Annotated in this window: 25 protein-coding genes; 17 read left to right on the top strand and 8 right to left on the bottom strand. The window is 60.1% G+C overall.

Annotated features, from left to right (window positions below):
- Positions 1–92: 92 nt before the first annotated feature.
- From FJU08_RS11865 to FJU08_RS11850, 4 genes are all read left to right on the top strand, one after another.
- Positions 93–1,082 carry a LacI family DNA-binding transcriptional regulator gene (locus FJU08_RS11865; RefSeq protein ID WP_141149232.1) on the top strand — a complete coding sequence of 330 codons (990 nt, stop codon included), beginning with the start codon at positions 93–95 and terminating at the stop codon, positions 1,080–1,082.
- Between the two features lie 205 nt (positions 1,083–1,287).
- The gene (locus tag FJU08_RS11860) at positions 1,288–2,784 is read left to right on the top strand and encodes a sugar ABC transporter ATP-binding protein (protein WP_141149231.1); all 1,497 of its coding nucleotides are present in this window, start codon (positions 1,288–1,290) and stop codon (positions 2,782–2,784) included.
- A gap of 13 nt (positions 2,785–2,797) precedes the next feature.
- Positions 2,798–3,835 carry an ABC transporter permease gene (locus FJU08_RS11855; protein WP_141149230.1) on the top strand — a complete coding sequence of 346 codons (1,038 nt, stop codon included), beginning with the start codon at positions 2,798–2,800 and terminating at the stop codon, positions 3,833–3,835.
- A 45-nt stretch (positions 3,836–3,880) separates the two neighbouring features.
- Positions 3,881–4,984, top strand: coding sequence for an ABC transporter substrate-binding protein (locus tag FJU08_RS11850; protein WP_141149229.1), 1,104 nt, complete (start codon positions 3,881–3,883; stop codon positions 4,982–4,984).
- A gap of 138 nt (positions 4,985–5,122) precedes the next feature.
- Here the strand turns inward: FJU08_RS11850 and FJU08_RS11845 are convergent, their stop codons facing one another.
- Positions 5,123–6,157, bottom strand: coding sequence for an L-idonate 5-dehydrogenase (locus FJU08_RS11845; protein ID WP_141149228.1), 1,035 nt, complete (start codon positions 6,155–6,157; stop codon positions 5,123–5,125).
- A gap of 327 nt (positions 6,158–6,484) precedes the next feature.
- On the opposite strand from FJU08_RS11845, the gene FJU08_RS11840 reads away from it, so the two are divergent.
- From FJU08_RS11840 to FJU08_RS11825, 4 genes are all read left to right on the top strand, one after another.
- A complete protein-coding gene (locus FJU08_RS11840; protein ID WP_141149227.1) occupies positions 6,485–7,249 on the top strand; it encodes an SDR family oxidoreductase in 765 nt (254 codons plus the stop codon).
- Position 7,250: 1 nt separating this feature from the next.
- Positions 7,251–7,769: a gluconokinase gene (locus FJU08_RS11835; protein WP_141149226.1), complete on the top strand. Its 519-nt coding sequence runs from the start codon at positions 7,251–7,253 to the stop codon at positions 7,767–7,769.
- Positions 7,766–8,650, top strand: a complete 885-nt coding sequence (locus FJU08_RS11830) for an NAD(P)-dependent oxidoreductase (RefSeq protein ID WP_141149225.1) — start codon at positions 7,766–7,768, stop codon at positions 8,648–8,650. The genes FJU08_RS11835 and FJU08_RS11830 overlap by 4 nt, the downstream gene beginning before the upstream one ends.
- A 90-nt stretch (positions 8,651–8,740) precedes the next feature.
- A complete protein-coding gene (locus tag FJU08_RS11825; protein ID WP_141149224.1) occupies positions 8,741–9,073 on the top strand; it encodes a hypothetical protein in 333 nt (110 codons plus the stop codon).
- 50 nt (positions 9,074–9,123) lie between these two features.
- Here the strand turns inward: FJU08_RS11825 and FJU08_RS11820 are convergent, their stop codons facing one another.
- The 6 genes from FJU08_RS11820 to FJU08_RS11795 form a co-directional block, all read right to left on the bottom strand.
- Positions 9,124–10,434, bottom strand: a complete 1,311-nt coding sequence (locus FJU08_RS11820) for an ATP-binding protein (protein WP_141149223.1) — start codon at positions 10,432–10,434, stop codon at positions 9,124–9,126.
- Positions 10,431–11,084, bottom strand: a complete 654-nt coding sequence (locus tag FJU08_RS11815) for a response regulator transcription factor (RefSeq protein WP_141149222.1) — start codon at positions 11,082–11,084, stop codon at positions 10,431–10,433. Before FJU08_RS11815 ends, FJU08_RS11820 begins: the two co-directional genes overlap by 4 nt.
- On the bottom strand, positions 11,081–11,827 hold the full coding sequence (locus tag FJU08_RS11810) for a glycosyltransferase family 2 protein (RefSeq protein ID WP_141149221.1): 747 nt from the start codon (positions 11,825–11,827) through the stop codon (positions 11,081–11,083). The genes FJU08_RS11815 and FJU08_RS11810 overlap by 4 nt, the downstream gene beginning before the upstream one ends.
- A complete protein-coding gene (locus FJU08_RS11805) occupies positions 11,812–12,390 on the bottom strand; it encodes a DedA family protein (RefSeq protein ID WP_141149220.1) in 579 nt (192 codons plus the stop codon). The genes FJU08_RS11810 and FJU08_RS11805 overlap by 16 nt, the downstream gene beginning before the upstream one ends.
- Entirely contained in the window at positions 12,377–13,471 is a 1,095-nt protein-coding gene (locus tag FJU08_RS11800; RefSeq protein ID WP_141149219.1) for a glycosyltransferase, read from the bottom strand. The genes FJU08_RS11805 and FJU08_RS11800 overlap by 14 nt, the downstream gene beginning before the upstream one ends.
- A gap of 177 nt (positions 13,472–13,648) precedes the next feature.
- Positions 13,649–14,506 carry a UDP-2,3-diacylglucosamine diphosphatase gene (locus FJU08_RS11795; protein ID WP_141149218.1) on the bottom strand — a complete coding sequence of 286 codons (858 nt, stop codon included), beginning with the start codon at positions 14,504–14,506 and terminating at the stop codon, positions 13,649–13,651.
- Positions 14,507–14,837: 331 nt separating this feature from the next.
- Between FJU08_RS11795 and FJU08_RS11790 the strand changes: the two genes are divergently transcribed.
- The 6 genes from FJU08_RS11790 to FJU08_RS11765 all read left to right on the top strand — a co-directional run bounded on the left by FJU08_RS11790 (position 14,838) and on the right by FJU08_RS11765 (position 20,527).
- Positions 14,838–15,872, top strand: coding sequence for a LacI family DNA-binding transcriptional regulator (locus FJU08_RS11790; RefSeq protein WP_141149374.1), 1,035 nt, complete (start codon positions 14,838–14,840; stop codon positions 15,870–15,872).
- Between the two features lie 76 nt (positions 15,873–15,948).
- Positions 15,949–16,848 carry an ABC transporter substrate-binding protein gene (locus FJU08_RS11785; protein ID WP_407943709.1) on the top strand — a complete coding sequence of 300 codons (900 nt, stop codon included), beginning with the start codon at positions 15,949–15,951 and terminating at the stop codon, positions 16,846–16,848.
- Between the two features lie 47 nt (positions 16,849–16,895).
- The gene (locus FJU08_RS11780) at positions 16,896–17,654 is read left to right on the top strand and encodes an ATP-binding cassette domain-containing protein (RefSeq protein ID WP_407943704.1); all 759 of its coding nucleotides are present in this window, start codon (positions 16,896–16,898) and stop codon (positions 17,652–17,654) included.
- Positions 17,651–18,658 (top strand): ABC transporter permease, encoded by a 1,008-nt coding sequence (locus tag FJU08_RS11775; protein ID WP_141149215.1) that lies wholly within the window; start codon positions 17,651–17,653, stop codon positions 18,656–18,658. The genes FJU08_RS11780 and FJU08_RS11775 overlap by 4 nt, the downstream gene beginning before the upstream one ends.
- The gene (locus FJU08_RS11770; RefSeq protein WP_141149214.1) at positions 18,658–19,737 is read left to right on the top strand and encodes a phosphotriesterase family protein; all 1,080 of its coding nucleotides are present in this window, start codon (positions 18,658–18,660) and stop codon (positions 19,735–19,737) included. Before FJU08_RS11775 ends, FJU08_RS11770 begins: the two co-directional genes overlap by 1 nt.
- A gap of 19 nt (positions 19,738–19,756) precedes the next feature.
- Complete coding sequence (locus FJU08_RS11765) at positions 19,757–20,527, top strand: glutamine amidotransferase (protein ID WP_141149213.1); 771 nt, start codon at positions 19,757–19,759, stop codon at positions 20,525–20,527.
- A gap of 25 nt (positions 20,528–20,552) precedes the next feature.
- Here the strand turns inward: FJU08_RS11765 and FJU08_RS11760 are convergent, their stop codons facing one another.
- A complete protein-coding gene (locus FJU08_RS11760; protein WP_141149212.1) occupies positions 20,553–21,452 on the bottom strand; it encodes a PfkB family carbohydrate kinase in 900 nt (299 codons plus the stop codon).
- A 21-nt stretch (positions 21,453–21,473) separates the two neighbouring features.
- Here FJU08_RS11760 and FJU08_RS11755 point away from each other — a divergent pair, with 21 nt between their 5' ends.
- From FJU08_RS11755 to FJU08_RS11745, 3 genes are read left to right on the top strand one after another with little or no spacing between them, the layout of a single operon-like run.
- Entirely contained in the window at positions 21,474–22,319 is an 846-nt protein-coding gene (locus tag FJU08_RS11755) for a BtpA family protein (protein ID WP_141149211.1), read from the top strand.
- Positions 22,320–22,328: 9 nt separating this feature from the next.
- A complete protein-coding gene (locus FJU08_RS11750; RefSeq protein ID WP_141149210.1) occupies positions 22,329–22,979 on the top strand; it encodes a TenA family protein in 651 nt (216 codons plus the stop codon).
- Complete coding sequence (locus FJU08_RS11745) at positions 22,979–24,220, top strand: Zn-dependent hydrolase (protein WP_141149209.1); 1,242 nt, start codon at positions 22,979–22,981, stop codon at positions 24,218–24,220. The genes FJU08_RS11750 and FJU08_RS11745 overlap by 1 nt, the downstream gene beginning before the upstream one ends.
- Positions 24,221–24,222 lie beyond the last annotated feature (2 nt).

The raw sequence follows: 24,222 nt of genomic DNA, 5'->3' as shown, positions 1-24,222 counted from the left end.
TCAGATATCAGTTTTGCGGAGAGCGGGCATTGCCGACAGGGGACAAGAACAGGACAGCGAAAGACGTCATACGCCAGGGGGCCGCACCGACAATGGCCGATGTCGCCCGGCTTGCCGATGTCTCAACCATGACGGTATCGCGCGCCCTGAAAAAGGACGGCCGCGTCTCGAAGGAAACCCGCAAGCGCATTCTCGAAGCCGTGGATCAACTTGGCTACGTGCTGGACCAGTCGGCCGGCTCGCTGTCATCGCGCAAGACGGGCTTCATTGCCGCGCTTATACCCTCAATCAACAATTCGAATTTTTCCGAAACAGCCCAGGGCATCACCGAAGCGATCGAGCAATCCGGCCTGCAGCTTCTGCTTGGCTACACCGATTATTCGCAGGACAAGGAAGAGCGGCTGATCCAATCGATGTTGCAACGCCGCCCCGAAGGCATCATCCTGACCGGTGGCGCGCATACGCCATCGGCCCGGCGCATGCTGCAAAATTCCGGCATTCCCGTGGTTGAAACCTGGGAAATTCCAGAGCAACCGATCGATAGCGTTGTCGGCTTTTCCAACAGCGCGGTCATGAGCGACCTCGTCAAGGTACTGGCGGCCAAGGGCTACCGAAAATTCGGCTATATCGGCGGCACGACGGCACGCGACACGCGCGGCAGCATGCGTCGCCAGGGCTTTCTCCAGGCGATTGGCGAGCTCGGTCTTGAGCCGGGACGGCTGATCTCCTTCGGCGTTCCGCCGATCACCATCCAGCAGGGCGCCCAGGCCATCGTCTCCATGCTGGAGCGCTGGCCGGATACGGAAGTCGTGCTCTGTGTATCCGATCTCTCCGCCTTCGGCGCCCTGATGGAGTGCCAGCGTCGTGGCATCAAGGTACCGGGCGACATCGCCATCGCCGGCTTCGGCGACTATGAGATTTCAGCCTTTTGCCACCCGCGCATCACGACAGTTGACGTCGGCTGCCGCGATATCGGACGTTTCGCGGCTGAAAAGCTGCTGCGCCGGATCGCAGGCGACGACCTTGCCGGTGACGAACTGATACTGACGCCCTACCAGGTCCTGCTACGCGAAAGCACCTGAGGCCGCCCCCGGCCCGGAAAAATCAGCGGGGTTCAACGCCTGCCCATCCCCGCCCGGCACAGCTTTGCAGGTTTCAGCGTTATGGCCAGTCCGCGCGGGCTCCGCAGCCTCCCTCTCACCCGGCGCGGTCAGAAACTTCAAACTTGACATCTATTGATGTTATCGATAACAAATATGTCATTCGAGGTTTTGGGAGGAATACTCGATGGAAGATGACAAGCTCGTTGAGTTTCGTTCAATCACCAAGATATTCGGTGGCACCAACGCCCTGACCAATGTGTCGCTGACCCTTGGAAAGGGTGAGATCCTGGCGCTTCTGGGTGAAAACGGTGCTGGAAAATCCACACTTATCAAGACACTTGCGGGTATTCACAAGCCGGATGGCGGTGAGATCCGTTTTCGCGGTGAACCCTATATTCACCGCCCGCCCCGACCGCAGCAACGCCAGCCGATCGCCTTCATCCACCAGGATATGGGGCTGATCGAATGGATGACAGTCGGCGAAAATGTCGGACTGGCACAGGGTTTTTCGATGCGTTCCGGCCTGATCGACTGGTCCTCGACCGATGATCGCGCCGCCAGGGCATTGAAGCTTGTCGGCTGTGATTTCGATCCGCAGACACGGGTTTCCAGCCTGACCCGCACGGAAAAGGCACTCGTCGCCATTGCCCGGGCACTGGCGACAAATGCCGATGTGCTGGTGCTGGACGAGCCGACGGCAAGCCTTCCCGCCGATGAAGTCGAGCGGCTGTTTGAGGCCATAAGGCCGTTAAAGCAGCATGGCGTCGGCATGATCTACGTATCCCACCGCCTGGACGAGATTTTCCGCATCGCGGATCGGGTAGCCGTGCTGCGCGACGGCCAGCTGGTCGGCGAAAAGTCGGTCGGTGAAACGAGTGCAGCCGAACTGATCGAAATGATCGTCGGCAGCAAGGCCAGTGAAGTCTTCGTCAAGTCCACAGCAGCAGCCGGCAAGGCGCTGGTCACGGTAAAGGACCTCACCTGCCCGGCCATCGGCCCGGTCTCCATGGAAATCCGCCAGGGCGAACTTCTAGGCCTTGTCGGTCTGCGCGGTGCCGGTCAGGAGGCGGTTGGCCGGGCACTGTTCGGCGCCCAGCCTTCGCGGGGCAAGGTGCTTATGGATGGCGAGGCACCGGATCTTTCCTCACCAATCACGGCCATGCATGCCGGTATCGGCCTGATTGCCCGCGACAGGACGGAAGAATCCATCGCCATGTCGCTTTCCGTGCGGGAAAACATGTTCATGAACCCCGGTGCCAGCAAACGCGGCCTGTTTACTTTCCTTACCCAATTCAGCGAGGCAGCCCTGTCGTCGCGCATTGGCGAGAGCGTCGGCTTGCGGCCGAATGATCCTGAACTGCCCGTCGAGGCGCTTTCCGGCGGAAATCAGCAAAAGGTGGTCGTCGGTCGCTGGCTGGCCACCGGGCGCAGGCTGCTGATTGCCGAAGACCCGACGGCCGGCGTCGATGTCGGTGCCAAGGCGGAGATCTACCGCCTGATTGCCCGCTCTGTGGAGGCCGGGCTCGCGGTCGTTATCGTTTCGACCGACTTCGAGGAGATCGCCAATATCTGCCATCGGGCGCTGGTTTTCTCACGCGGCCAGATCATCAAAGAATTGTCGGGCGATGCCCTGACCACACAGGCGCTTATAACAGCAGCCTCCGCTTCCGAAGCGGCCTGAACGGGAGGAAAACATGCAATCACTGGAATCGACGGCTCTGGAGCCGACGCCTGCGGAACTGAGGGGCCTCGGCATTGCCGAAAAGCTGATCCGCCTTCTGCCCGTCTATGGGCTGGTCATTCTGACGGCGCTCCTGATCATCCTGTTTTCGATCATGCTGCCGGATACGTTTCCGACCATGCTGAATGTGCGCTCAATCATCTCCGACAAGGCCATCATTGCGATTTTGTCGCTGGCGGCAATGATCCCGATGGCTGCGGGCCGGATTGATCTGACTGTTGGTTATGGCATCGTGCTCTGGCATATTCTGGCCATCAGCCTGCAGACCGTATTCGGCCTGCCCTGGCCGGTTGCAGTGCTGATCGTATTGTCACTCGGCAGCCTGACCGGACTTCTGAACGGCTTTCTGGTCGAAGTCGCCAAGATCGACGCCTTCATCGCCACGCTTGGCACCGGCACGGTGCTCTATGCGATTGCGCTGTGGCATACCGGCGGGCGCCAGGTTGTCGGCATGCTGCCGCAGGGCTTTTATGATCTGAATGGCACCATGGTTTTCGGTCTGCCGATCACCGGTTTTTACGTGCTCGGCATCGCGCTCGTCATGTGGATCGCACTCGAATATCTGCCGATAGGCCGTTATCTTTACGCCATCGGCGCCAATCCGAAAGCAGCAGCGCTGAACGGCATTCCGGTGCGCAAATTCGTCGTCGGCGCCTTTGTCAGTTCAGGCTTCCTGTCAGCGCTTGCAGGCGTTCTGCTTGCCTCCAAGCTCAGGATCGGTCAGGCCAGTGTCGGCCTTGAATATCTTTTGCCGGCCCTTGTCGGCGCCTTTCTCGGCTCCACCACCATCAAGCCCGGCCGGGTCAATGTCTGGGGCACGGTCGTTGGCGTCGTCATTCTGGCGGTCGGCATTTCCGGCATTCAGCAATTCGGCGGATCGTTCTTTGTCGAGCCGCTGTTCAACGGTGTCACACTTCTGGTTGCCATCGGCATTGCGGGTTACGCCCAGCGCAAACGGGGTGCCGCCACCAGAAATGCTGCACGCAAATAGGCCGTTGGAGGAGTGAAACGGCTACTGCTTTCACGGGAGGAACAGATGAAACGCAGAACATTATTGCAAGTCATGGCAGGCGGTGTTGCCATAGTCGCACTTGCGGGCACCGCATCGGCAGACGACATGTCGGATGCCAAGGCCTTTGTTGAGAAATACGGTTCACGCGTCACGGCCTGGGATGGCCCGACAACGGGACCGAAAGCGATCAAGGACAAGTCGATCGTCATTTTGGCTGCCGACATGAAAAACGGCGGTATCCTGAAAGTGGTCGACGGCATTACGGAAGCAGCCAAGGCGGTCGGCTGGAAGGTGACAACGCTTGACGGCGCCGGCTCGATCGCCGGACGGACTGCGGCCTTCGGCCAGGCCATGGCCTTGAAACCCGATGGCATTATCATCAATGGTTTCGATGCCGTGGAACAGGGACCTGCCATGGAACAGGCCAAGGCGGCGGGTATTCCCATGGTCGCCTGGCACGCCGCCCCGGCAGCCGGCCCCGCGCCTGATATCGGCGTCTTCACCAATGTGACGACCGATCCGCTGAAGGTCTCGCAAGCGGCCGCCGACTGGGCCTATGTCGATGCCGGTGGCAAGCCCGGCGTCATCATCTTCACCGACTCGACCTATGCAATCGCCATTGCCAAGGCCGACCGGATGAAGGAACAGATCGAAAAGCTCGGCGGCACCGTGCTTGAATATGTCGATACGCCGATCGCCGAAACATCGCAGCGCATGCCTCAGCTCACCACCTCGCTGTTACAGAAATACGGAGCGAAATGGACCCATTCGCTGGCCATTAACGATCTCTATTTCGACTTCATGGGACCGTCTCTGGCCGCCGCTGGTCTTCCCGGTGACGGCGCTCCATCCGATGTCGCGGCCGGTGACGGGTCGGAAAGCGCCTATCAGCGGATCCGCGCCGGCCAGTACCAGGATGTGACGGTGGCCGAGCCGCTCTATCTTCAGGGCTGGCAACTTGTCGACGAGATGAACCGGGCGCTCTCCGGTGTGGAATGGTCCGGCTATATCGCCCCCTTCCACGTCGTCACCAGGGACAATATCGAATTCGATGGCGGGCCGGACAACACCTTCGAACCCGACAACCACTATCGCGACGAATACAAGAAGATCTGGGGCGTCGAATAGGCCCGGATGATCTGAGCGCGCCAGCAAGGCCCCGGCCGAACCGCCAGGGCCTTTTGCTATTTCCGCACCGGTCAAAAATGCCGGTCCTGCAACGCAGGACCGGCCTTCAGAAACTGCGCCATTTCAGGCTGGCGAAAATCATTCAAAGGCAAGCTGCACCTTCATTGCCTTCGAACGATCACTCGCCATCTCAAAGGCGGTAATCGCATCTTCAAGCGGATAGGTGTCCGAAATCAATGGCTTGACATCGATACGGCCCTGATTGATCAGATCAACGGCAAGGCCGTATTCCTCGTGGAAGCGAAACGAACCACGGATCTCGATCTCCTTGGAAACAACCATATTCTGTGGCAGACCGACCTCTCCACCCAGCCCGAGCTGAACCAGAACGCCACGCGGTCTGAGCGCCTGCAAACCGCTGGCCAGCGCGCGGGCATTGCCGGAAGCCTCGAACATCACGTCAAACGACCCCTTGCCAGCGCCGTAGGCGGCGAGCGCCTCCGGGTTCTTGGCGACATTGATGACCTGGCTTGCGCCGACCGCCTCGGCATAGGGCAGCACATCATCGGTCACATCCGTGGCAATGATTTCCCGCGCGCCATGGGCACGCGCCGAAACGATGCACAGCGCGCCGATCGGCCCGCAGCCGGAGACCAGCACGCGCTTGCCAAGCAGCGACCCGGCGCGCGAAACCGCATGCAGCGTAACGGCAAGCGGCTCGGCCATCGCAGCCTCACCGAGAGAGACGTGATCGGCAACCTTGTGGCACTGCCAGGCCTCGGCCACCAGCACCTCGCGGAAGGCTCCCTGGATATGCGGCATCGGCATGGCACTGCCGTAGAAGCGCATGTTGACACAGTGGTTCTGCTGCCCCTTCAGGCAATATTCACAGCAATTGCAGGGCCGTGAGGGCGAAATCGCGACCCGGTCGCCGACGGCAAAGCCGCTGGCGCCAGAGCCAAGCGCGGTCACCGTGCCTGCAACCTCATGGCCCAGGATCATCGGCTCACGCACACGAACATCACCGAAGCCGCCGTGATTGTAATAATGCAGATCCGAACCGCAGATACCGCCGGCGCCAATCCTGATTTCCAGCTGCCCCGGCCCCGCCGTCTCAGCCTCGATATCTTCAATACGCAGGTCTTTCGCCGCGTGAATGATGGCAGCTTTCATGGTCACCTCCTGTTTGAAAGCGGTTTCGACCGGGCGCGCAGCGCACCAGCAAGGCCGGCTGCCAGCGCTCCCGCAAAGCCTGGAAAAACATGAAGATCCGGCCCGCAAGACCGGCCATCAACGGCGCCGCACGACAGTTTTGGCCGATGCGCCGGGGCCTCACATGCCCTCTCCGGAAACATGCCGATTTCCTCCAGAACCAAATTGCACCTTGATTATGTTATCGATAACAGTTAAGTCAAGAACAATCAGATCCGGCGTCAGCAGATACGCTCCGGGACACCCCGGAAAGGCAGATCAAGCCGGCTCCAAGGGAAGGAGACCATCATGTCCGACATGTTCAGGCTCGACGGAAAATACGCGCTCGTGACCGGCGCAAGCCAGGGCATTGGCAATGCGCTGGCCTGGGGACTTGCCCGACAGGGTGCAATACCGGTGATCAACGCACGCAACCGCAACCACGCAGAGGCGGCCGTCGCAGAATTTGCGGCAAAAGGCCTTACGGCACATGCCGCAATCTTCGATGTCAGCGACAAAAAGGCTGTCGATGCAGGTATTGAAGAGATCGAAAGCGCTGTGGGCCCGATCGAAATCCTGATCAACAATGCTGGCATTCAATATCGCACACCGCTGGAAGATTTCCCCGAAGAACAGTGGTACCGCCTGCTGGACACCAATATTTCCGGCGTCTTCTTTACTGGTCAAGCCGTTGCCCGGCACATGATCCAGCGCGGCCACGGCAAGATCATCAATATCTGCTCGGTGCAGAGCGAGCTGGCACGACCGGGCATTGCGCCCTACACCGCCACGAAGGGCGCAGTGCGCAATCTAACCCGCGGCATGTGTACAGACTGGGCCAAATATGGTTTGCAGATCAATGGTATCGCACCTGGCTACTTCAAGACCCCGCTCAATCAGGCGCTGGTCGAGAACCCGGAATTCACCGCCTGGCTTGAAAAGCGCACGCCTGCCGGTCGCTGGGGCAATGTCGAAGAGCTGATCGGCGCGGCGGTCTATCTGGCATCACCATCGTCCTCCTTCGTCAATGGCCATGTTCTTGCCGTCGATGGCGGCATTACCGTGAGCGTCTGAGATGAAAACCTGCATCGTCGTGATGGGTGTCAGCGGCTGCGGAAAATCGTCTGCCGGCCGCCGGCTTGCAGAAAGGCTCGGCGCGCAATTTGTCGAGGGCGATGATTTGCATCCGCCGGCAAATGTCGAGAAGATGCGCGCCGGTATCGCGCTGGATGATGATGACCGCGCGCCCTGGCTCGTCAAGGTCGGTGAAACGCTGGCAAAAGCCAGCAGTGAAACCGGCCTCGTCATTGCCTGCTCGGCACTGAAAAGGGCCTATCGCGACCTGCTGCGACAGCATGCGGGCTCTGACCTGCGCTTCATCCATCTCACCGGATCGCGCACACTTCTGGCCGAGCGGATGGCAAACCGGCCGGGACACTACATGCCGGTCTCCCTGCTCGACAGCCAGCTTTCAACACTTGAGCCGACAACAGACGAGAATGACGTGATCGACATTGATTGCGCCCTCACCCCGGCGGCCATAGAACAGGCATCACTGGCCTTTCTTGCGACAAACAGGAGGAGTGACGCATGAGCGAAACAGTCGCCGTCATCGGTGCGGGCATTATGGGAACCGCAATCGCCACCCGACTGATTGAAACCGGCAAGAAGGTCGTGGTTTTCGACCTCGACAAGACCCGGCTTGCCCTATTGACTGAAAAGGGTGCCACAGCGGCAATATCGGTCACACAGGCTGCAACCGCTGCCGATTTCGTGATCCTGAGCCTGAATCATGCCGACATCGTCAAGGCCGTGATTTTCGGTGAAAACGGCGTTGCAGCCGTTGCAGCCCCTGAGAAGATGCTGATCGACATGTCTTCGATTGACCCGGCAGAAACGGCAAAAATGGCCGAACGCCTGCGCGCGGAAACCGGCATGGCATGGCTGGACTGCCCGCTTTCCGGTGGCGCACCAGGAGCGCTTGCCGGACGGCTGACCGTGATGGCAGGCGGCGATAAGGCGGATTTCGAGCGGGCTCGGCCCGTCATGACCGCGCTTTGCGCCAATTACACGCTCATGGGCGGCAGCGGTGCCGGCCAGACAACCAAGCTGATCAACCAGCTTTTCTGCGCCGTTCTGTTTCAGGCTGTGGCGGAGGCTGTCAAACTGGCCGAAGCCGGAGGCGTTGACGCAGCGGCCATCCCCGCAGCGCTTGCCGGTGGCCGTGCCGACAGCAGGATCATGCAGGAATTCATGGCCAAATTCGCTGCCCGCGACTTCACCCCGACCGGACGGATCGACAACATGCTGAAAGACCTCGACAGCCTGCAGGCCTTTGCGCTGAAGACCCGCACCCCGTTGCCGATGACGGGCCAGGTCACCGAAATACACCGCCTGATGGTCGCCGCCGGTCTTGGTCCAAAAGATTCGGCCGAAATGATGCGGCTTCTGGACGGGACTGCGGCAGACGCGTGAACCCGCTTCTCCAGGTGCCACCGGGCAACAGACAAGACTTCGAAAAAACAGAAATCAGCCCGTGACAGGGTACAGATTGGAGGAAACAACATGATCATCCGCTACGCCCTGTTTGAGGGCAAGGTACATGAAGGCCGCGAAAATGCGTTTCGCCGTTACGTGGAAGAAAAGCTGGTTCCGCTCTGGCGGCAGTTTCCCGGTGCTCAGGATGTTCAAGTCTATTTTGGCGTGGAACGGGACGACGGTGCCCCGGAATATGCGCTGATGATGGCAATCCGCTATCCCGATCGCGACACGGTGGCGAAAGCGCTGGAATCCGACGTCCGCTACCAGAGCCGCGAGGTTACACAGGGACTGATGACCATGTTTACCGGCCGCATCCACCACCACGTTCTTGACGGCAAGCAATATTCACCGGCCTGACGTGACCTCACAACCCGCAGGCATAGATTGACCGATACTACCCGCCGCACTCAAAGCTTCATCCGGATCGTGGCGCTGAGACCGCCAATCGTCGCTTCGGACAGCGCGATCTCGGCGCCGATCCTGTGGGCAACCGTTGCCGCGATCGACAGCCCCAGCCCGGCGCCATGGATCGCCCCCGACAAATCCGCCCGCCGCTTGCCACGCCGGAACCGCTCGAACAGCGCGTCCCGGTCATCCGGCGCAACACCCGGACCATCATCCTCGACGACGATCAGCAGCATGCCATTGTCACGCCGGCATGACATCGTCACCGTCGAGTGGGCATAGCGGATGGCATTCTCGAGCAGATTTCCCAGCATCATCTCGAAGTCTTCCGGACGACCGATCAACGAGACCGGTTCAAGCTGGAGCTCCAGCTCCTTGCGCGCTCTGACAGCCTGCGGGTAAAGCTCGGCTGCAATGCCTGCAAGCACGCTATCCACGGCTATGGGCCGGGGTTCCGCCAGCATGTCGGTATCAGCCCGCGCCAGCGCCAGAAGCTGGCTCACCAGACGCGTGGCACGGTCAACCCCCAGCCGCACCCGGCCGAGTGCGGCCAGAGATGCCTCGTCCATCCCCTGCCGGTCAACAGTATCGAGCTGCGCCCGGATCGCTGTCAGTGGCGTGCGCAGTTCATGGCTGGCATCGGCAACAAAGCGGCGTTCTTTCTCCAGCGCGTCCTTCAGCCGCAAGAACAGATCATTCAGCGCGCGGGTGACAGGCAGCAGTTCTTCGGGCGTATCCTCCGTTCCGATCGGATCCAGCGCATCGGGATTTCGCGCGGAAAGTTCCTCACTCAATGCCGAGACCGGCCGCAATCCGCGTCTGAGCGCCGTCAGAAGCAGAACCAGCGTCGCAGAAATGCCGATCAGCATCGGCACCGCCCCGCTCAGCGCAACGGAAAAGACGGTTTCCCACATCTCGTCGCGGCGCAATCCGGCATAGACCTCGATCTTGCCCGAGGGCGAAACGGCGTGTTCGAGAAACCAGAAACGGTTCTTGTCCATGGTCTCCGGGCTGTTTGGGGTGCGAATGACCACCCGTCCCGCCGACCGTACAATGACGAAATAATTCGGATTGTGCCGTGAGTGCAGTGTCTGCTCAAGCGAGGCTTCCGATATGGTCTCCTTGTCAAGAACCGTTGCCACCGTATTGGCCAGAAGCGAAAGCTGATCGATATAGGACTTGTGAAGATCATACCATGTTCCCAGCAAGATAAAGGCAGAGGCAAATACCCATATGGCTGCAAGAACCAGGGTGATCTCGCGCATGAGAAGGCCGCGCAGGCTGCGGACAGGCGGAAGAAAGCGGCTGATCATGGCATCATATAGCCCACGCCACGCAGCGTCCTGATCCGCTGTGCGCCGATCTTGCGCCTCAGCGACGATACCAGCACCTCGATCGTGTTGCTCTCCGCCCCCTCGCCCCAGCCATAGAGCATATCGGCGATCTGCTCTTTCGACACGACCCGGCCGCGCTGTTCGGCAAGATAGATCAGAAGCCTGAACTCCTGACCAGGCAGGGCGAGCGCCTCGCCATCCAGAATGGCGCTGTGGGCCTGAAGATCAATGATCAGCCCGTCGCAGGAAATGACATCGTTGAGCCGGCCCGTCGCGCGGCGCGCCAGAGCCCGCGCCCTTGCCCGCAATTCGTCCATATCAAAGGGTTTCAGCACATAGTCATCGGCGCCGAGATCAAGACCGCGAATGCGGTCCGCCACGCCGTCGCGCGCCGTCAGGATCAATACCGGCACATGATCACCACGCCCGCGCAATGCCCTCAGGATATCAAGCCCGTCGGTCCCCGGCAGACCGAGATCCAGCAATACGAGATCATAGCCGCCAGCGCGCAGTACCGCCTCGCCCTCGGTCCCATCGCGCACCCATTCCACCTGGGCATGATCAAGGGCCAGTCCGCGCTGAATGGCGTCCCCCACCAGATCGTCATCCTCGATCAGCAAGGCCTTCATTCATGAGACCTTTCCGCGCCCGGTTTCAGGGACTTGCGCATGCGTGCTGTTCCCCGCGCCGACGGCTTCACGGCCATAAAGCGCATACGCCAGATCTGCTGAATGATGACGGGAAGCGGAACGGTCGCGAAAATATCGCGCAGCATCAGGAGATCGGCTTTGAGACCGGCCCATAGCCCCTGCTTCGCCGATTTCAGCGGACTTTGAACGTCCGGCCAGCGCACGATAGCGATCCGGGCACCTTCGGCGATCCAGTGGGCATTCATGGCGACTTCCATCCCGAAACCCGGCAGGCTCATCAGTTCTGCCCCGGTCCCCAGAAGGCGGCGCGGCAGCACACGCTCGCCCGAAATATAGTCGATCCCGATCATTTTCCAAAGCCATGGCGCATTGCGCCTCAGGCTGATGGAAACATCTGCCTGCCCGCGCAAAACCGGGCGGATCAGCTGGGTAAGTGCCGACCGCGTCAACCCGACAAGATCACTGTCGAGCAGCAGGAGATGCTCAAAGCGCGCCGCATTCAGTCCCGCCGCCACTGCAGCACTTTTGCCGCCGTTCTTCGCCAGCACAATCAGCCGCACGCGTTCAAACCGGCGCACGACCGCTGCGGTGCCATCGCTGGAGCCATCATCGACGACGATGACCTCGTCGATCAGCGGATGATCGATAACCGATGACAGGACGGCGCCGATCCGCGGCGCTTCGTTGTGGGCCGGAATGATACAGCTTATTCCCTGGCGCATTTTCGCCTCCATAAAAACCAGACAAGCCCCATCAAGACGAGCACGATCAGGATGATCCAGCTGCCGCGCCCGATCCAGCTGTCGATCTGCTTATAGGCGTCGCCGGCAAAATAGCCGAGCACCATCAGCGCGATCGTCTTCGGCACCGTGCCGATCAGGTTATAGACAAGAAAGGAGATAACCGGCATGCGCGCTGCACCGGCAGCGGCCAGAATGGCCGAGCCTGCCGAGTGGGTGATCTTGCCGAACAGCAGCGTTCGCCCGCCCCGCTCGCGGAAGTGCCGGGCAAGCTTTTCGAGCCGGCCGGGCCGGAGCCCCATCCGGCGCTTCCATTTATCCGGCAGCCGGTGCAGACCGTAGCGGCCGATGCTGTAATAGCCAATATCACCGACAAGATCAGCCAGCACCAGAATGACACCGAGTGACCAGAGATCGAAAATACCCTGGCGCGCCAGATAGGCAGCCAGCACGGTCACGATCGGCCCTTCGAAGATCGCCGCGAAAGCGACCAGCCAGAGGCCGTGAGCCGCAAGAAAGCTGTTTATGGTATCAAGCGGGATCATCGGCCAGCCCCATGGCATTGCCGCGCCACTCAAAACCGCGTCGCGCCCAGGTCGCAAACCAGATCACCGGCAGCAGGAGATCGCGCAGCACCATCGCGGCAATGTCACGGGGACCTGCCGGCCACCCGGCAAGCCGCGCCAGCGCCACTTCCACCGCGAACCAGCCAATGACGAAGGGGATACCCCAGAAGACCGGTGCAACAAACAAGAGCGCTATCAGCGGCGGCAGGAAACCCATTGCCAGCTCCAGCACGAAAAGACCGACGAAACCGGCTCGACGCACGCGCGACCAGCGGATCTGCCGGTCCCATACCGCCTGAAACCGTCGCCGCCCGATCGGCTGGGCAAAGGCATGCGGCGCAAGGCGAACTTTCTTGTCATCGGCGCGCACAAGCTTGGTGAAGGCCACATCCTCGGCCAGATCGCTTCCAAGCGCGACGAGCCCACCGGCCCTGTCCAGAAAGGCTTTTTCGACAAACAGCGTCTTTCCCTGCGCAAATCCAAGCCCGAGACTGTCAGCAGACAGCTGCCAGCGTGCCTGATGGCCGTTGAGAAAAGCGCATTCGAGCGAACCCCAGAGATTTTCCGGCCGCGTTCCGGCTGCAGGGCTGGAAACAAGCGCGCAATCCGGGGTCCAGGCCAAAAGCAGCGTCTCGAGAAAATCTGGCGGCAGAAGCAGATTGGCATCAACCATCGCCACAAAACGACCACCGGCCTCAGGCCAGCCCTTGAGCAGATTATCAAGTTTCGGATTGCCGGTCTCCCGGTCATCACCGATCAGAAGCCGCGCGGGCCTCTCAGGGAAACGGGCCATCATTGTCCGCAGGGCAGCACAGGCGGGATCATCAGCACGCGCTGCGCAAAAAATGATGTCATAATCGGGATAGTCGAGCAGGAAGGTACTTTCCAGCGTCTCCACATCACTCGGATCGAGCCCACAGACAGGCCGCATAACGGTAATTGATGGATGCTCGTTGACGCGAACAGCCTTGCGCAGGCGATAGCGCCACGCCGTCAGCACTGCCGTCGCAAGATAGAGCCCGGTCAAAAGAACAGTGATGGAAAGTGCTGCAATCGTCATTGTCGCTACCTGTTTCGGCCAGCAGTGCCGCGTTTACTTCCAAAGTCCCCACTCGGTGGTTTCTGCCTCATAGACCCCTCCAGCTTTGAGAAGACCTGTGCCTGGAATACCCCCAATATGTGAGCAAAAGCTGAGGTGTTTTCCAGTCAGCCGCTTGTCCTGAGCACAATATCGTCTTCAAATTGCACGGGTTTCACCGTCGATGATCCCGCGTTGACGGCGCCGCCTGCTAAACACTGGATTGCGCGCGCGGCTCACCGAGAATGCCAGAAGTTGCAAGTCGCCATCATCGCCTTCAGCGATCGCCGTGAAGTTCTGGATCCAGTCACCGCAATTGGCATAGATCGTATTGCCGATTTCTCTTAGCGCCGGCTGATGAAAGTGGCCGCAGATGACACCGTCAAGGCCTCTTTCCTGCGCTTGCGTGGCGAGTTTCTTTTCATAGGAGCGCCGCGGATAGCGCAACCTGTTGAACGATGAGACGAGATAATCCGTCGCCCGGCGCTCTTGCGGCTCGGCAAGGCCGGCCCTGGCGCGGATGCTAAATTCAACGGCCGTGCATGCACGTTCAATTTGGTGTCCGGCACTGACCAGCCGTGCATTGTTGAACAGGGGCACATCCTGACCATCACCGTGGATAACCAGATAGCGGCGCCCGTCGGCAGCCTCATGAACCGCATGGGAGACCGGATTGACCGGCAGCCGCATGGCGGCCGGTGCAGTTTCAGGATGGGGATCATGATTGCCGCTCACATAGACAAACTGGGCTCCCTCGGCAAAGCGCTTTCGGAAATAGGCAAGAACCGCCATCTGTGCCGCTGACCAGACCGGCATTCTGGGAACCCAAAGATCCAGAATATCACCGACGAGCACATATTTGTCGGCAGGGTTTTCACGAAGAAAGCGGATCACATAATCCGCTCTCGAAGCGAAATGACCGAGATGGAGATCCGACAGAAACAGCGTGCGATGGCACGTGGTATTCTTGGCAGCATAAGGCAGCATCTTGTTCTCACTTCGCTCAAACACGGTCATCAACCGTGATTCTCCGTCCAGCCCCTCAGCCAGACATCTGATAGGCTTTTAATCTGAGGTAAAGCTGAAGAAGTCAGTGAAGGCCAACATTTACTTGCCAGAAAAGCCATGCCCGGGCTTTCACACAGCCGCGGATCTGTTCGAAATCCCTTTATTCTCACCGCAGACAGGCCCTTCAGATCAGAGTGCAAGCCACGCCATCTGAAATTTGCAATTGACAGCCTCCGGAACATCCGCTTGTATTTGTAAAGCGGTTTAGTAAATCGCTTTACCGGACAAAGAAGCCGGTCAAAATGCGCATTTTCCTGCGCTTTGAAGGGTGAACGTAATGATGGCGAGAGCAACAAGCCTGAAAGATGTGGCCAAGGCGGCCGGCGTGTCGGTAACGACGATTTCGCGCCTGCTCAACGGGTCGCTTGATCTGCCTGACGCCACCCGCCAGCGGATCGAGAAGGCCATTGCCGAGCTTGGCTATGTGCCGAACCCCCACGCCCGGCGTCTGAGCCGCGGCCGCTCCGATATGATCGGCCTCGTCATCCCCGATATCGCCAACCCCTTCTTTGCCATGCTTGTTGCAGCAATCGAGGAAGAAGCTGATCAGAAAGGCCTCACTGTCTCGCTCAATGCGACGCTGAACCGGCCTGGCCGTGAGATGAAATATCTCGGCCTGATCGAGCATCACCATGTCGACGGGCTGATCTTCGTGACCAACCACCCCGATGACGGTGAGCTTTCAGGCCTGATCAACCGCACCGGCAAAGTTGTCATTGTCGATGAAGACGTACCCGGCGCCATGGCACCGAAGCTCTTCTGCGACAATTATCAGGGGGGCTATCTTGCCGGGCAGCATTTTGCCGAATTCGGCCATAGAAAGGTTCTGTTTGTTGGCGGTCCCGATGCGATGATCTCGACCACGCGCCGCTTTGCCGGCCTGCAACAGGCTCTGAAGGAGCGCTTCGGTGAAGAGGGTGAGGTTCTCCGCTATGCCGGCGAATATACCGTGACGGCGGGCCGGCATGCCGCCCGGCGCTTTCTCGATGAAGGCCTGCCAACCACGGCGATCTTTGCCAGTTCGGATGAAATCGCCATCGGCCTCATCGAGGTTCTCTATTCAGAAGGCGTATCCATTCCGGACCGGGTCTCGGTCATCGGCTTTGACGATATCGGCCCTTTGCACCTTTTTTCGCCGCCACTGACGGCGGTGCGCCAGCCCGTGCGTGCCATCGGCGCACGCGCGCTCACCCTTCTTCTTGAAACCGATTGGCAGAAGTCCGGCTCGCTTGAAAGCGAAGAACTTCTGCCCGTGGAAATCGTGAAGCGGAACTCCGTCGCGCCGCCCGCGATCCGAAATAAGCGCCGGACCTGAAAACCAACCAGAGGACAAAACCATGAAATCGAGCTTCAATCGCAGAATGTTCCTTTCGACGGCGCTTGCCGTCAGCATGATGGCCGGAATCGGCGCCAATGCCGCCAATGCTGCCGACAAGACCTTCGCCCTGGTGCAGATCAACCAGCAGGCGCTGTTCTTCAACGACATCAACCGCGGTGCCGAAGACACGGCCAAGGAGATGGGCGTCAATCTTGAAATCTACAACGCCAACAACGACCCGGCGATGCAGAACAACGCCATCGAAACCTATATTCAGGAAGGCGTTGATGGCATTGCCGTCGTCGCCATTGACGTCAACGGCATCATGCCCGCCGTTCAGGAAGCAGACGCCGCCGGCATCCCGGTCGTCGCTCTCGACGCAATCCTGCCCGAGGGACCGCAAAAGGCCCAGATCGGCGTCGACAATGCCAAGGCCGGTGCTGATATGGGCGCCTATTTCCTGGAATACGTAAACGAAAACATGGGCGGCAAGGCCAAGGTTGGCATCGTCGGCGCCCTGAACTCCTTCATCCAGAACGTCCGCCAGAAGGGCTTTGAAGATGCCATCAAGGATAAGGATGGCATTGAAGTCGTCAGCGTCGTCGATGGCCAGAATATTCAGGACAATGCGCTTGCCGCGGCTGAAAACCTGATCACCGCCAACCCGGACCTGACTGCGATCTACACGACCGGCGAACCCGCCCTGATGGGCGCAATCGCCGCCGTTGAAAGCCAGGGCAAGACCGGCGACATCAAGGTGTTCGGCTGGGATCTGACGGCCCAGGCCATCAAGGGCATGGATGATGGCTACGTCATCGCCGTTGTCCAGCAGGACCCCTCGCTGATGGGCGCAGCTGCCATCAAGGCACTGGACGCGGCCTCTTCGGGCGAAAGTGTTGAGGCCACCATCTCCGTTCCGGTCACCATCGTCACGGAAGACAATGTCGAACCTTACCGCGCCGTTTTCAAATGATGTCAGACAAGCAGCACGATAGCGCTGCGCCGCAGGCCGGAGGGACCATGTCCCCCCGGCAGGCGGAAGGCGCCAGAAAACCCGCGGTTTCGCTGAAAGGCATCCGCAAGACCTTCGGCTCCAACGAGGCGCTGCGCGGTGTCGATCTCGACCTCTATCCCGGTGAATGCCTCGGGCTGGTAGGTGACAATGCCGCTGGCAAATCCACCCTCACCAAGGTCATTTCCGGCACCTATTTGCCGGATGGCGGAACAATTGAACTTGATGGCGAAGCCGTCCGCTTTTCCGGCCCGGCCGAAGCGCGCGACCGCCATATCGAGATGGTCTATCAGGATTTAAGCCTTTGCGACCATATCGACGTTGTCGGTAATCTGTTTTTGGGCCGCGAGCTTTCGAAAGGCATATTTCTCGACCGCAAGAAGATGATGGAAGAAGCCCGCCGCATGCTGGAGGCGCTGGAAATCCGCATTCCGCGCCTTGCCGCAAAGGTGGAGAAACTTTCCGGCGGCCAGCGTCAGGCGATTGCCATTGCCCGCGCCGCCTCCTTCCAGCCAAAGGTTCTGATCATGGACGAGCCGACCTCCGCGCTTGCCGTGGCCGAGGTTGAAGCCGTGCTTCACCTGATCAACCGGGTCAAGGCCAAGGGCGTTTCAGTCGTGCTGATCACCCACCGCCTGCAGGACCTGTTCCGCGTCTGCGACCGCATCGCCGTCATGTATGAAGGCACCAAGGTGGCCGAACGCATGATTGGTGACACAAGCCTTGAAGACCTCGTTCAGCTTATCGTCGGGGAGGGAGCCCATTGAGCGCCTATACCGAACGCGGCAAGGGTTCGCCGCTCGCCGATTTTTTCGGCGAAAATGCCCAGGTTCTGTCCATTGCCTTCTTCTTTCTTGTCTGCGTCGTCTTCTTCTCGGTGATGACAACCACCTTTCTGACTGCGGGCAATCTTCTCAATGTCGTGCGTCAGGCGGCCCCCATCCTGATCGTCGCCGTGGCGATGACCTTCGTCATCATCACAAGCGGCATTGATCTCTCGGTCGGTTCGATCGTCGCGCTGGTCAATGCAGTGGCGGCCATGCTGCTGGCTGCCGGTATTCCCTGGCCGCTGGTCGTGGTCGGCATGCTCGCCTTTGGCGGCATCATCGGCCTGTTTCAGGGCTGGTTCGTCGCCTATCAGGGCATTCCCGCCTTCATCGTAACCCTGGCCGGTCTTTCGATCTTCCGAGGCATCGCGCTCTATCTGACGAAGGGCTATTCGATCCCGATCGGCGATATCCCCGGCTTCATCTTCATCGGTCGCGGCGAGGTTTTCGGCATGCCGATGCCGGCGCTGATCGCACTCGTGGTCGCCATCATCGGCTATGCCGTCATATCGGCAACCCGCTATGGCCGTCAGGTCATCGCCGTCGGCTCCAATCTTGAGGCAGCGCGCCGGGTCGGCATGCCGTCCAGATGGATACTGATGTCGGTCTATGTCCTGTCCGGTCTGGCCTGCGGTCTTGCAGGCCTCGTCACGGCTGCCCGCCTGGGATCGGGCTCCTCCAATGCAGCGGTCGGCTTCGAGCTTCAGGTGATCGCCGCCGTTGTTCTCGGCGGAACTTCGCTGATGGGCGGGCGCGGCACGATCCTTGGCACCGTGCTCGGCACGATGACCATCGCCGTCATCGGCAATGGTCTGATCCTGATGCATATCTCGCCCTTCTTCACCCAGATTGTCACCGGCGCGATCATCCTGCTGGCGATCTGGCTCAACACCCGCATCTTCGGCGCGAATTTCCGCTTTGGACGCAGCAAGGGAGGCAAATAATGAGCAAGAATGAGCTGTCCGAAGCCCATACGGGCTCGGGCAAGGTCATGACAGTCAACGGCCCGGTCAGCGCCGCAGACCTCGGCGTGACAATGATGCATGAGCATATCCTCAACGACTGCACATGCTGGTGGCATCCGCCGAAAACGCCGGAACGGCAATATCTCGCCGAAAGCTTCATCTGCATGGAGATCCTGAGCGAGCTGCATCAGGATCCCTTCGTCAACAAGCACAATATCACCCTCGACGATGAGGCTCTGGCGATCCGCGAGCTTGCCGCCCTGGTGAAAGCCGGCGGCAGAACGCTTGTCGAACCGACCTGCCAGGGCATCGGCCGCAATCCGCTGGCGATGCAGAGGATATCGGCGGCAACCGGCCTCAATATCGTCATCGGTGCCGGTTTCTATCTGCAGGATTCCCATCCGGCAAAACTGGCTGGCATGTCAGAGGATGATATCGCCGACGAGATCGTTGCCGAGGCCGTGAACGGCGTTGACGGTACTGACGTGAAGATCGGCCTGATCGGCGAGATCGGCGTTTCCGCCGATTTCACGCCGGATGAACGCAAATCCCTGCGCGGCGCTGCACGGGCCCAGGCGCGCACCGGCCTGCCGTTGATGGTGCATCTGCCTGGCTGGTTCCGTCTCGGCCACGACGTCCTCGACATAGCGGAAGCCGAAGGCGCAGATCTCCGTCACACCGTGCTGTGCCACATGAACCCCTCGCATGACGACTTCACCTATCAGAGTGAGCTTGCCGCCCGTGGTGCGTTCATTGAATATGACATGATCGGCATGGATTTCTTCTATGCCGACCAGCAGGTGCAATGCCCGAGCGATGAGGAATGCGCCCGCGCCATTGTCAAGCTGGTGGAAGCCGGTCATGCCGGTCGCATCCTCCTGTCGCATGATGTATTCCTGAAAATGATGCTGAGCCATTATGGCGGCAACGGCTATGCCTTCATCCTCAAGCACTTTCTGCCCCGACTGGCCCGTCACGGCCTTGACGGCGCGGTGCTCTCAGGCCTGATGAACGATAATCCGCGCGCGGTCTTCGACGGCAGTTTTGCGGACCGGTAAACATGAAAACGGAACCGAAATGACAACAAAAGTACTTCTCGTCGGCGAAAGCTGGGTCACATCAGAAACCCATTACAAGGGCTTCGACCAGTTCGGCAGCGTGCATTTTCACCTTGGTGCCAAGCCGCTGGTCAAGGCGCTTGAGGGCAGCGAATTCGAACTGACCTATATGCCCGCCCATGAGGCTGCCGAGGATTTCCCCTTCGACATGGAAGGCCTTGATGCCTATGACGTGGTGATCCTGTCCGATATCGGCGCCAATACGCTGCTCCTGCCCCCCGCCGTTTGGCAGCAGTCAAAGACCGTTCCCAACCGGCTGAAGCTGATCAGGGCCTGGGTTGAAAAGGGCGGTGGCCTTTTGATGTGCGGCGGCTATTTCTCCTTCCAGGGTATTGATGGCCGGGCCCGCTGGCGCCGCACCGCCGTCGAGGATGTTCTGCCCGTCACCTGCCTGCCCTATGATGACCGCGTTGAAATGCCGGAAGGCACCGTGCCGGACGTGCTGATGCCCGATCACCCGACCCTTGCCGGTATTGAAGGCGAATGGCCGGTCATGCTCGGTGTCAACGAGGTGGAGCTGCGTGATCGCGACGATATCGAGGTTGTCGCCCGCCTGCCCGCAGATCAGGGCAGCCACCCGCTGCTGGTGACCGGCAAGGCCGGAAAGGGCCGCAGCGCGGTGTGGACGTCAGATATCGGTCCGCACTGGCTTTCGCCCGCCTTCTGCGAATGGGACGGCTACGGCAAGCTGTGGAAGAATATTCTCGGCTGGCTTTCAGCGAAGGACTGAGCCCCTCACCCCGGCAAGGGCGACCTCACCCCGCAAGAATGGCGGCGAGTTCGGCCCTTGTCGGAAAGGCACGGCGTGTTCCGCGCCGTGTCACAGCCAGAGCGGCGGCATGGGCGGCATGGATGATTGCCCTTTCGTCCAGTTGTGTGCCACGCAGTGCGGCCGAGGCCAGCGCCACCCCCATGAAACAGTCGCCGGCACCCGTCGTGTCGACGGCCTTTGCCGCAACCGCTGGCACCTGAATGAAATCACCGCCCGCTGAACCGAGCAGAACACCCTCGGCACCGGCGGTCAGAACAAGCTGGCTGAGGCCGAATGCGAAAAGGGTTTCGGCCGCCGCCTCGCCGGTTCTGCCGGTCAGACTTTCGCTTTCGCCCCGGTTGAGAAAGGCAATATCGATGAAGGGCCAGAGGCTTGCAAAATACGGCCTGAGCGGCGACGGATTGAAAGCCGTCACCATGCCGCACGCCTTTGCGGCCTTCAGAAGCGCCAGCGTCGTTTCACCGGACAGATTGCCCTGCATGACGAGAAGGTCACCCGCATCGGCTTCTGCGAGCGCATCAAGACCGGCCGCCAGCGGCAGCGCTTCTGCGGCTTCGGTCGTCGTGATGTTGACATTCTCGCCGTCGGGCGTCGTCAGCACGATCGAAAAGTCTGTCGAGACGCCATCAAGCGCCACGAGGCGGGCATCGACCGGTTCTTCGGCCAGCTGCTCGCCAATGGTCGCGGCGCGGAAGTCATTGCCGGTGGCGCTCACCAGCACGGTTTTAAGCCCCGAACGGGCCATGACGACAGCCTGGTTGGTGCCCTTGCCGCCGAGATCACGACTGGCAATCCTGCCCAGGATGGAGACACCGGCTTCAGGCATTTTCTCAACCGAAACCGTTTCATCAATGGCGGCATTGCCGATCACGAAGGCACGCATCTAAGAATTCCTGGAGACAAAATGCAGAAAATATCGAATACCAATAGCAGCGCCATACGGGAAATATTCAGCACTGACAAGGCGCTGATCGGCATGATCCATTGCCTGCCCTTCCCCGGTGCGCCGCGTTATCGCGGCGAACCGGTCGAGAGCGTCTATGATGCCGCCATGCGTGATGCCGATGCCTTGATCACCGGCGGACTGGATGGTCTCGTCATCGAGAACCACGGCGACATTCCCTTCTCCAAGCCGGAGGATATCGGCTACGAGACGGCGGCCTTCATGGCTGTCATCACCGACCGTATTGCCCGTGCCACCGGCGTGCCGATTGGCATCAATGTGCTCGCCAACGCCCCTGTTCCGGCGATTGCGATCGCGCTTTCCGGCGGCGCAAAATTCATTCGCGTCAACCAGTGGGCCAATGCCTATGTCGCCAATGAGGGCTTCATGGAAGGCCGTGCGGGCGAAGCCCTGCGCTACCGCGCCGCGCTCAGGGCCGACCACATCAAGGTCTTCGCCGACAGCCATGTGAAGCACGGCGCCCATGCCATCACCGCTGACCGCACCATTCCCGAACAGACCCGTGACCTTGCCTTTTTCGATGCCGATGGCGTGATTGCCACCGGCCAGCGCACCGGCAATTCCGCGACGCTTGAGGAGATTGACGAGGTCCGTTCGGCAACTGACCTGCCGCTGCTGGTCGGCTCTGGCGTCACGGCGGAGAATGTCGCTGCGATCCTTGGCCGAACCGAAGGTGTGATCGTCGCCTCCTCGCTGAAACAGGGCGGTGTGTGGTGGAACCCGGTTGATCCAGAGCGGGTAAAGACCTTCATGGCCGCTGCCCGCCCTGCCCTTGGCCGCGACTGAGTGGACAAGATGGAAAAGCTTTCCGACTATATCCTCAGGGAAAACAGAACCGTTTTCGACCAGATGGTGGCGCATCGTTTTGTCGAAGACATCAAGGCCGACCGGCTGCCGAAAGCGGCTTTCGAACGCTATCTCGTCTTCGAGGGCGCCTTTGTCGAAACGGCGATTTCGATCTTCGCCTATGCGACCGCCAGGGCAGAAACCATGACCGACCGGCGATGGCTGATCGGTGTGCTGGATGCGCTGGCCAATCACCAGATCGCCTATTTCGAAAAGACCTTTGCCGAACGCGGCATCAACCCTTCCGATTTCGATCTGACGGATCCGGCCGTCCATCGTTTTCGTGACGGCATGCTGACCATTGCCCGCAACGGCGGCTTCATTGACACCATTGCCGCCATGTTCGCCGCCGAATGGATGTACTGGACCTGGTCGAAACAGGCGATGGAAACGAAGATTTCCGATCCGCTTCTGGCCGAATGGGTCGGGCTTCACACCGATGAAACTTTCGCCGCCCAGGCCATGTGGCTCAAAGATCGGCTGGATGCGGCAGGTGAAGTGCTCGGCAATGCCCAGCGCGCGCATCTAAGCGCCGTTTTCGGCAAGGCGATGCGGCTGGAGATCGAGTTTCACACTGCCGCCTATGGAAAGGATGCGTGATGACATTTTCGATCAATGGCAAACGCCTCATACAGCGGATTGCAGACTTTGCCGCCATCGGGGCGACGGCTGGCGGCGGCGTCAATCGGCAGGCGCTCAGTGCAGGCGACCGCAAGGCCCGCGCGCTGATCACAAAACTTGCCGCAAAGCGCGGTTTTTCTGTCTATCAGGATGATATCTGCAATCTCTTCATCCGCATGGGCGGCGCCGACAACGCTTTGCCGCCGCTGCTGATCGGCTCCCATCTCGACAGCCAGCCGGCTGGCGGGCGCTATGATGGCGCGCTCGGAACGCTGACGGCATTCGAAGTGCTGGAAAGCCTCGCCGATGCCGGTTTCACACCGCAACGCCCGGTCGAGGTCGTTGCATGGACCAATGAGGAAGGCTGCCGCTTTGCCCCGGGCTGCATGGGATCGCGGGCTTTCGCGGCAGGCACGATCCCTGAAAGCTGGGCAATGCTTGCCGCCGCCGATGACGGGTTGAATTTCGAAGACGAGCGCCGGGCAACCTTCGATGCACTCTCAGAGGCCGCCGGGACACGTCCACTCGGCTTCCCGGTCCATGCCTATCTCGAACTGCATATCGAACAAGGCCCCTCGCTGGAAAAGGAAGACATCCCGATCGGCATCGTCACCGGCATTCAGGGCACGCGCTGGTTTGACGTCACGCTTGAAGGCCAGACCGCCCATGCCGGCACGACCGCGCTTGCCTATCGCCGTGACCCGCTGAAAGCGTTGACAGCAGCGCTCGACGAACTCTACCGCACCATCATGCCGGAAGATGAAACCGCCCGTTTCACCATCGGACGCCTTGCCATCACGCCTGGCAGCGTCAACGCCATTCCGGCAACGGCCGCCTGCACCATTGATCTCAGACATCCGTCAACGGCAATGCTCGATCGCTATGAAACGCTGATCAAACAAACGCTCGAGAGAGCCGCAGCAGGTGAGAATGTCACCGTTTCGATCGTCAGAACCAGCGATATGGCGCCCGCATTCTTTGCTCCCGAAATCGTCGGGGCGCTGCGCGAAGCGGCGGCAAAAACCGGGTTTGACACGAAAGATATGCTGTCAGGGGCGTTCCACGATGCGCTGTTTCTCGCAGGCGCAACGCCGTCGGCCATGCTTTTCGTGCCCTGCCGGGACGGGCTCAGCCATAATGAGGCGGAATTTGTCGAAGATCGCCATATCATCGCAGGCGCCGACATGTTCATGGCTTCGGTGACGGCCTTGCTTTCCTGAAA

The organism is Martelella alba (assembly GCF_006516955.1).
In the GTDB taxonomy this organism is placed as follows: domain Bacteria; phylum Pseudomonadota; class Alphaproteobacteria; order Rhizobiales; family Rhizobiaceae; genus Martelella; species Martelella alba.
The sequence above is the reverse complement of the archived record's forward strand: the minus strand, read 5'-3'. Positions and strand labels throughout refer to the sequence as shown.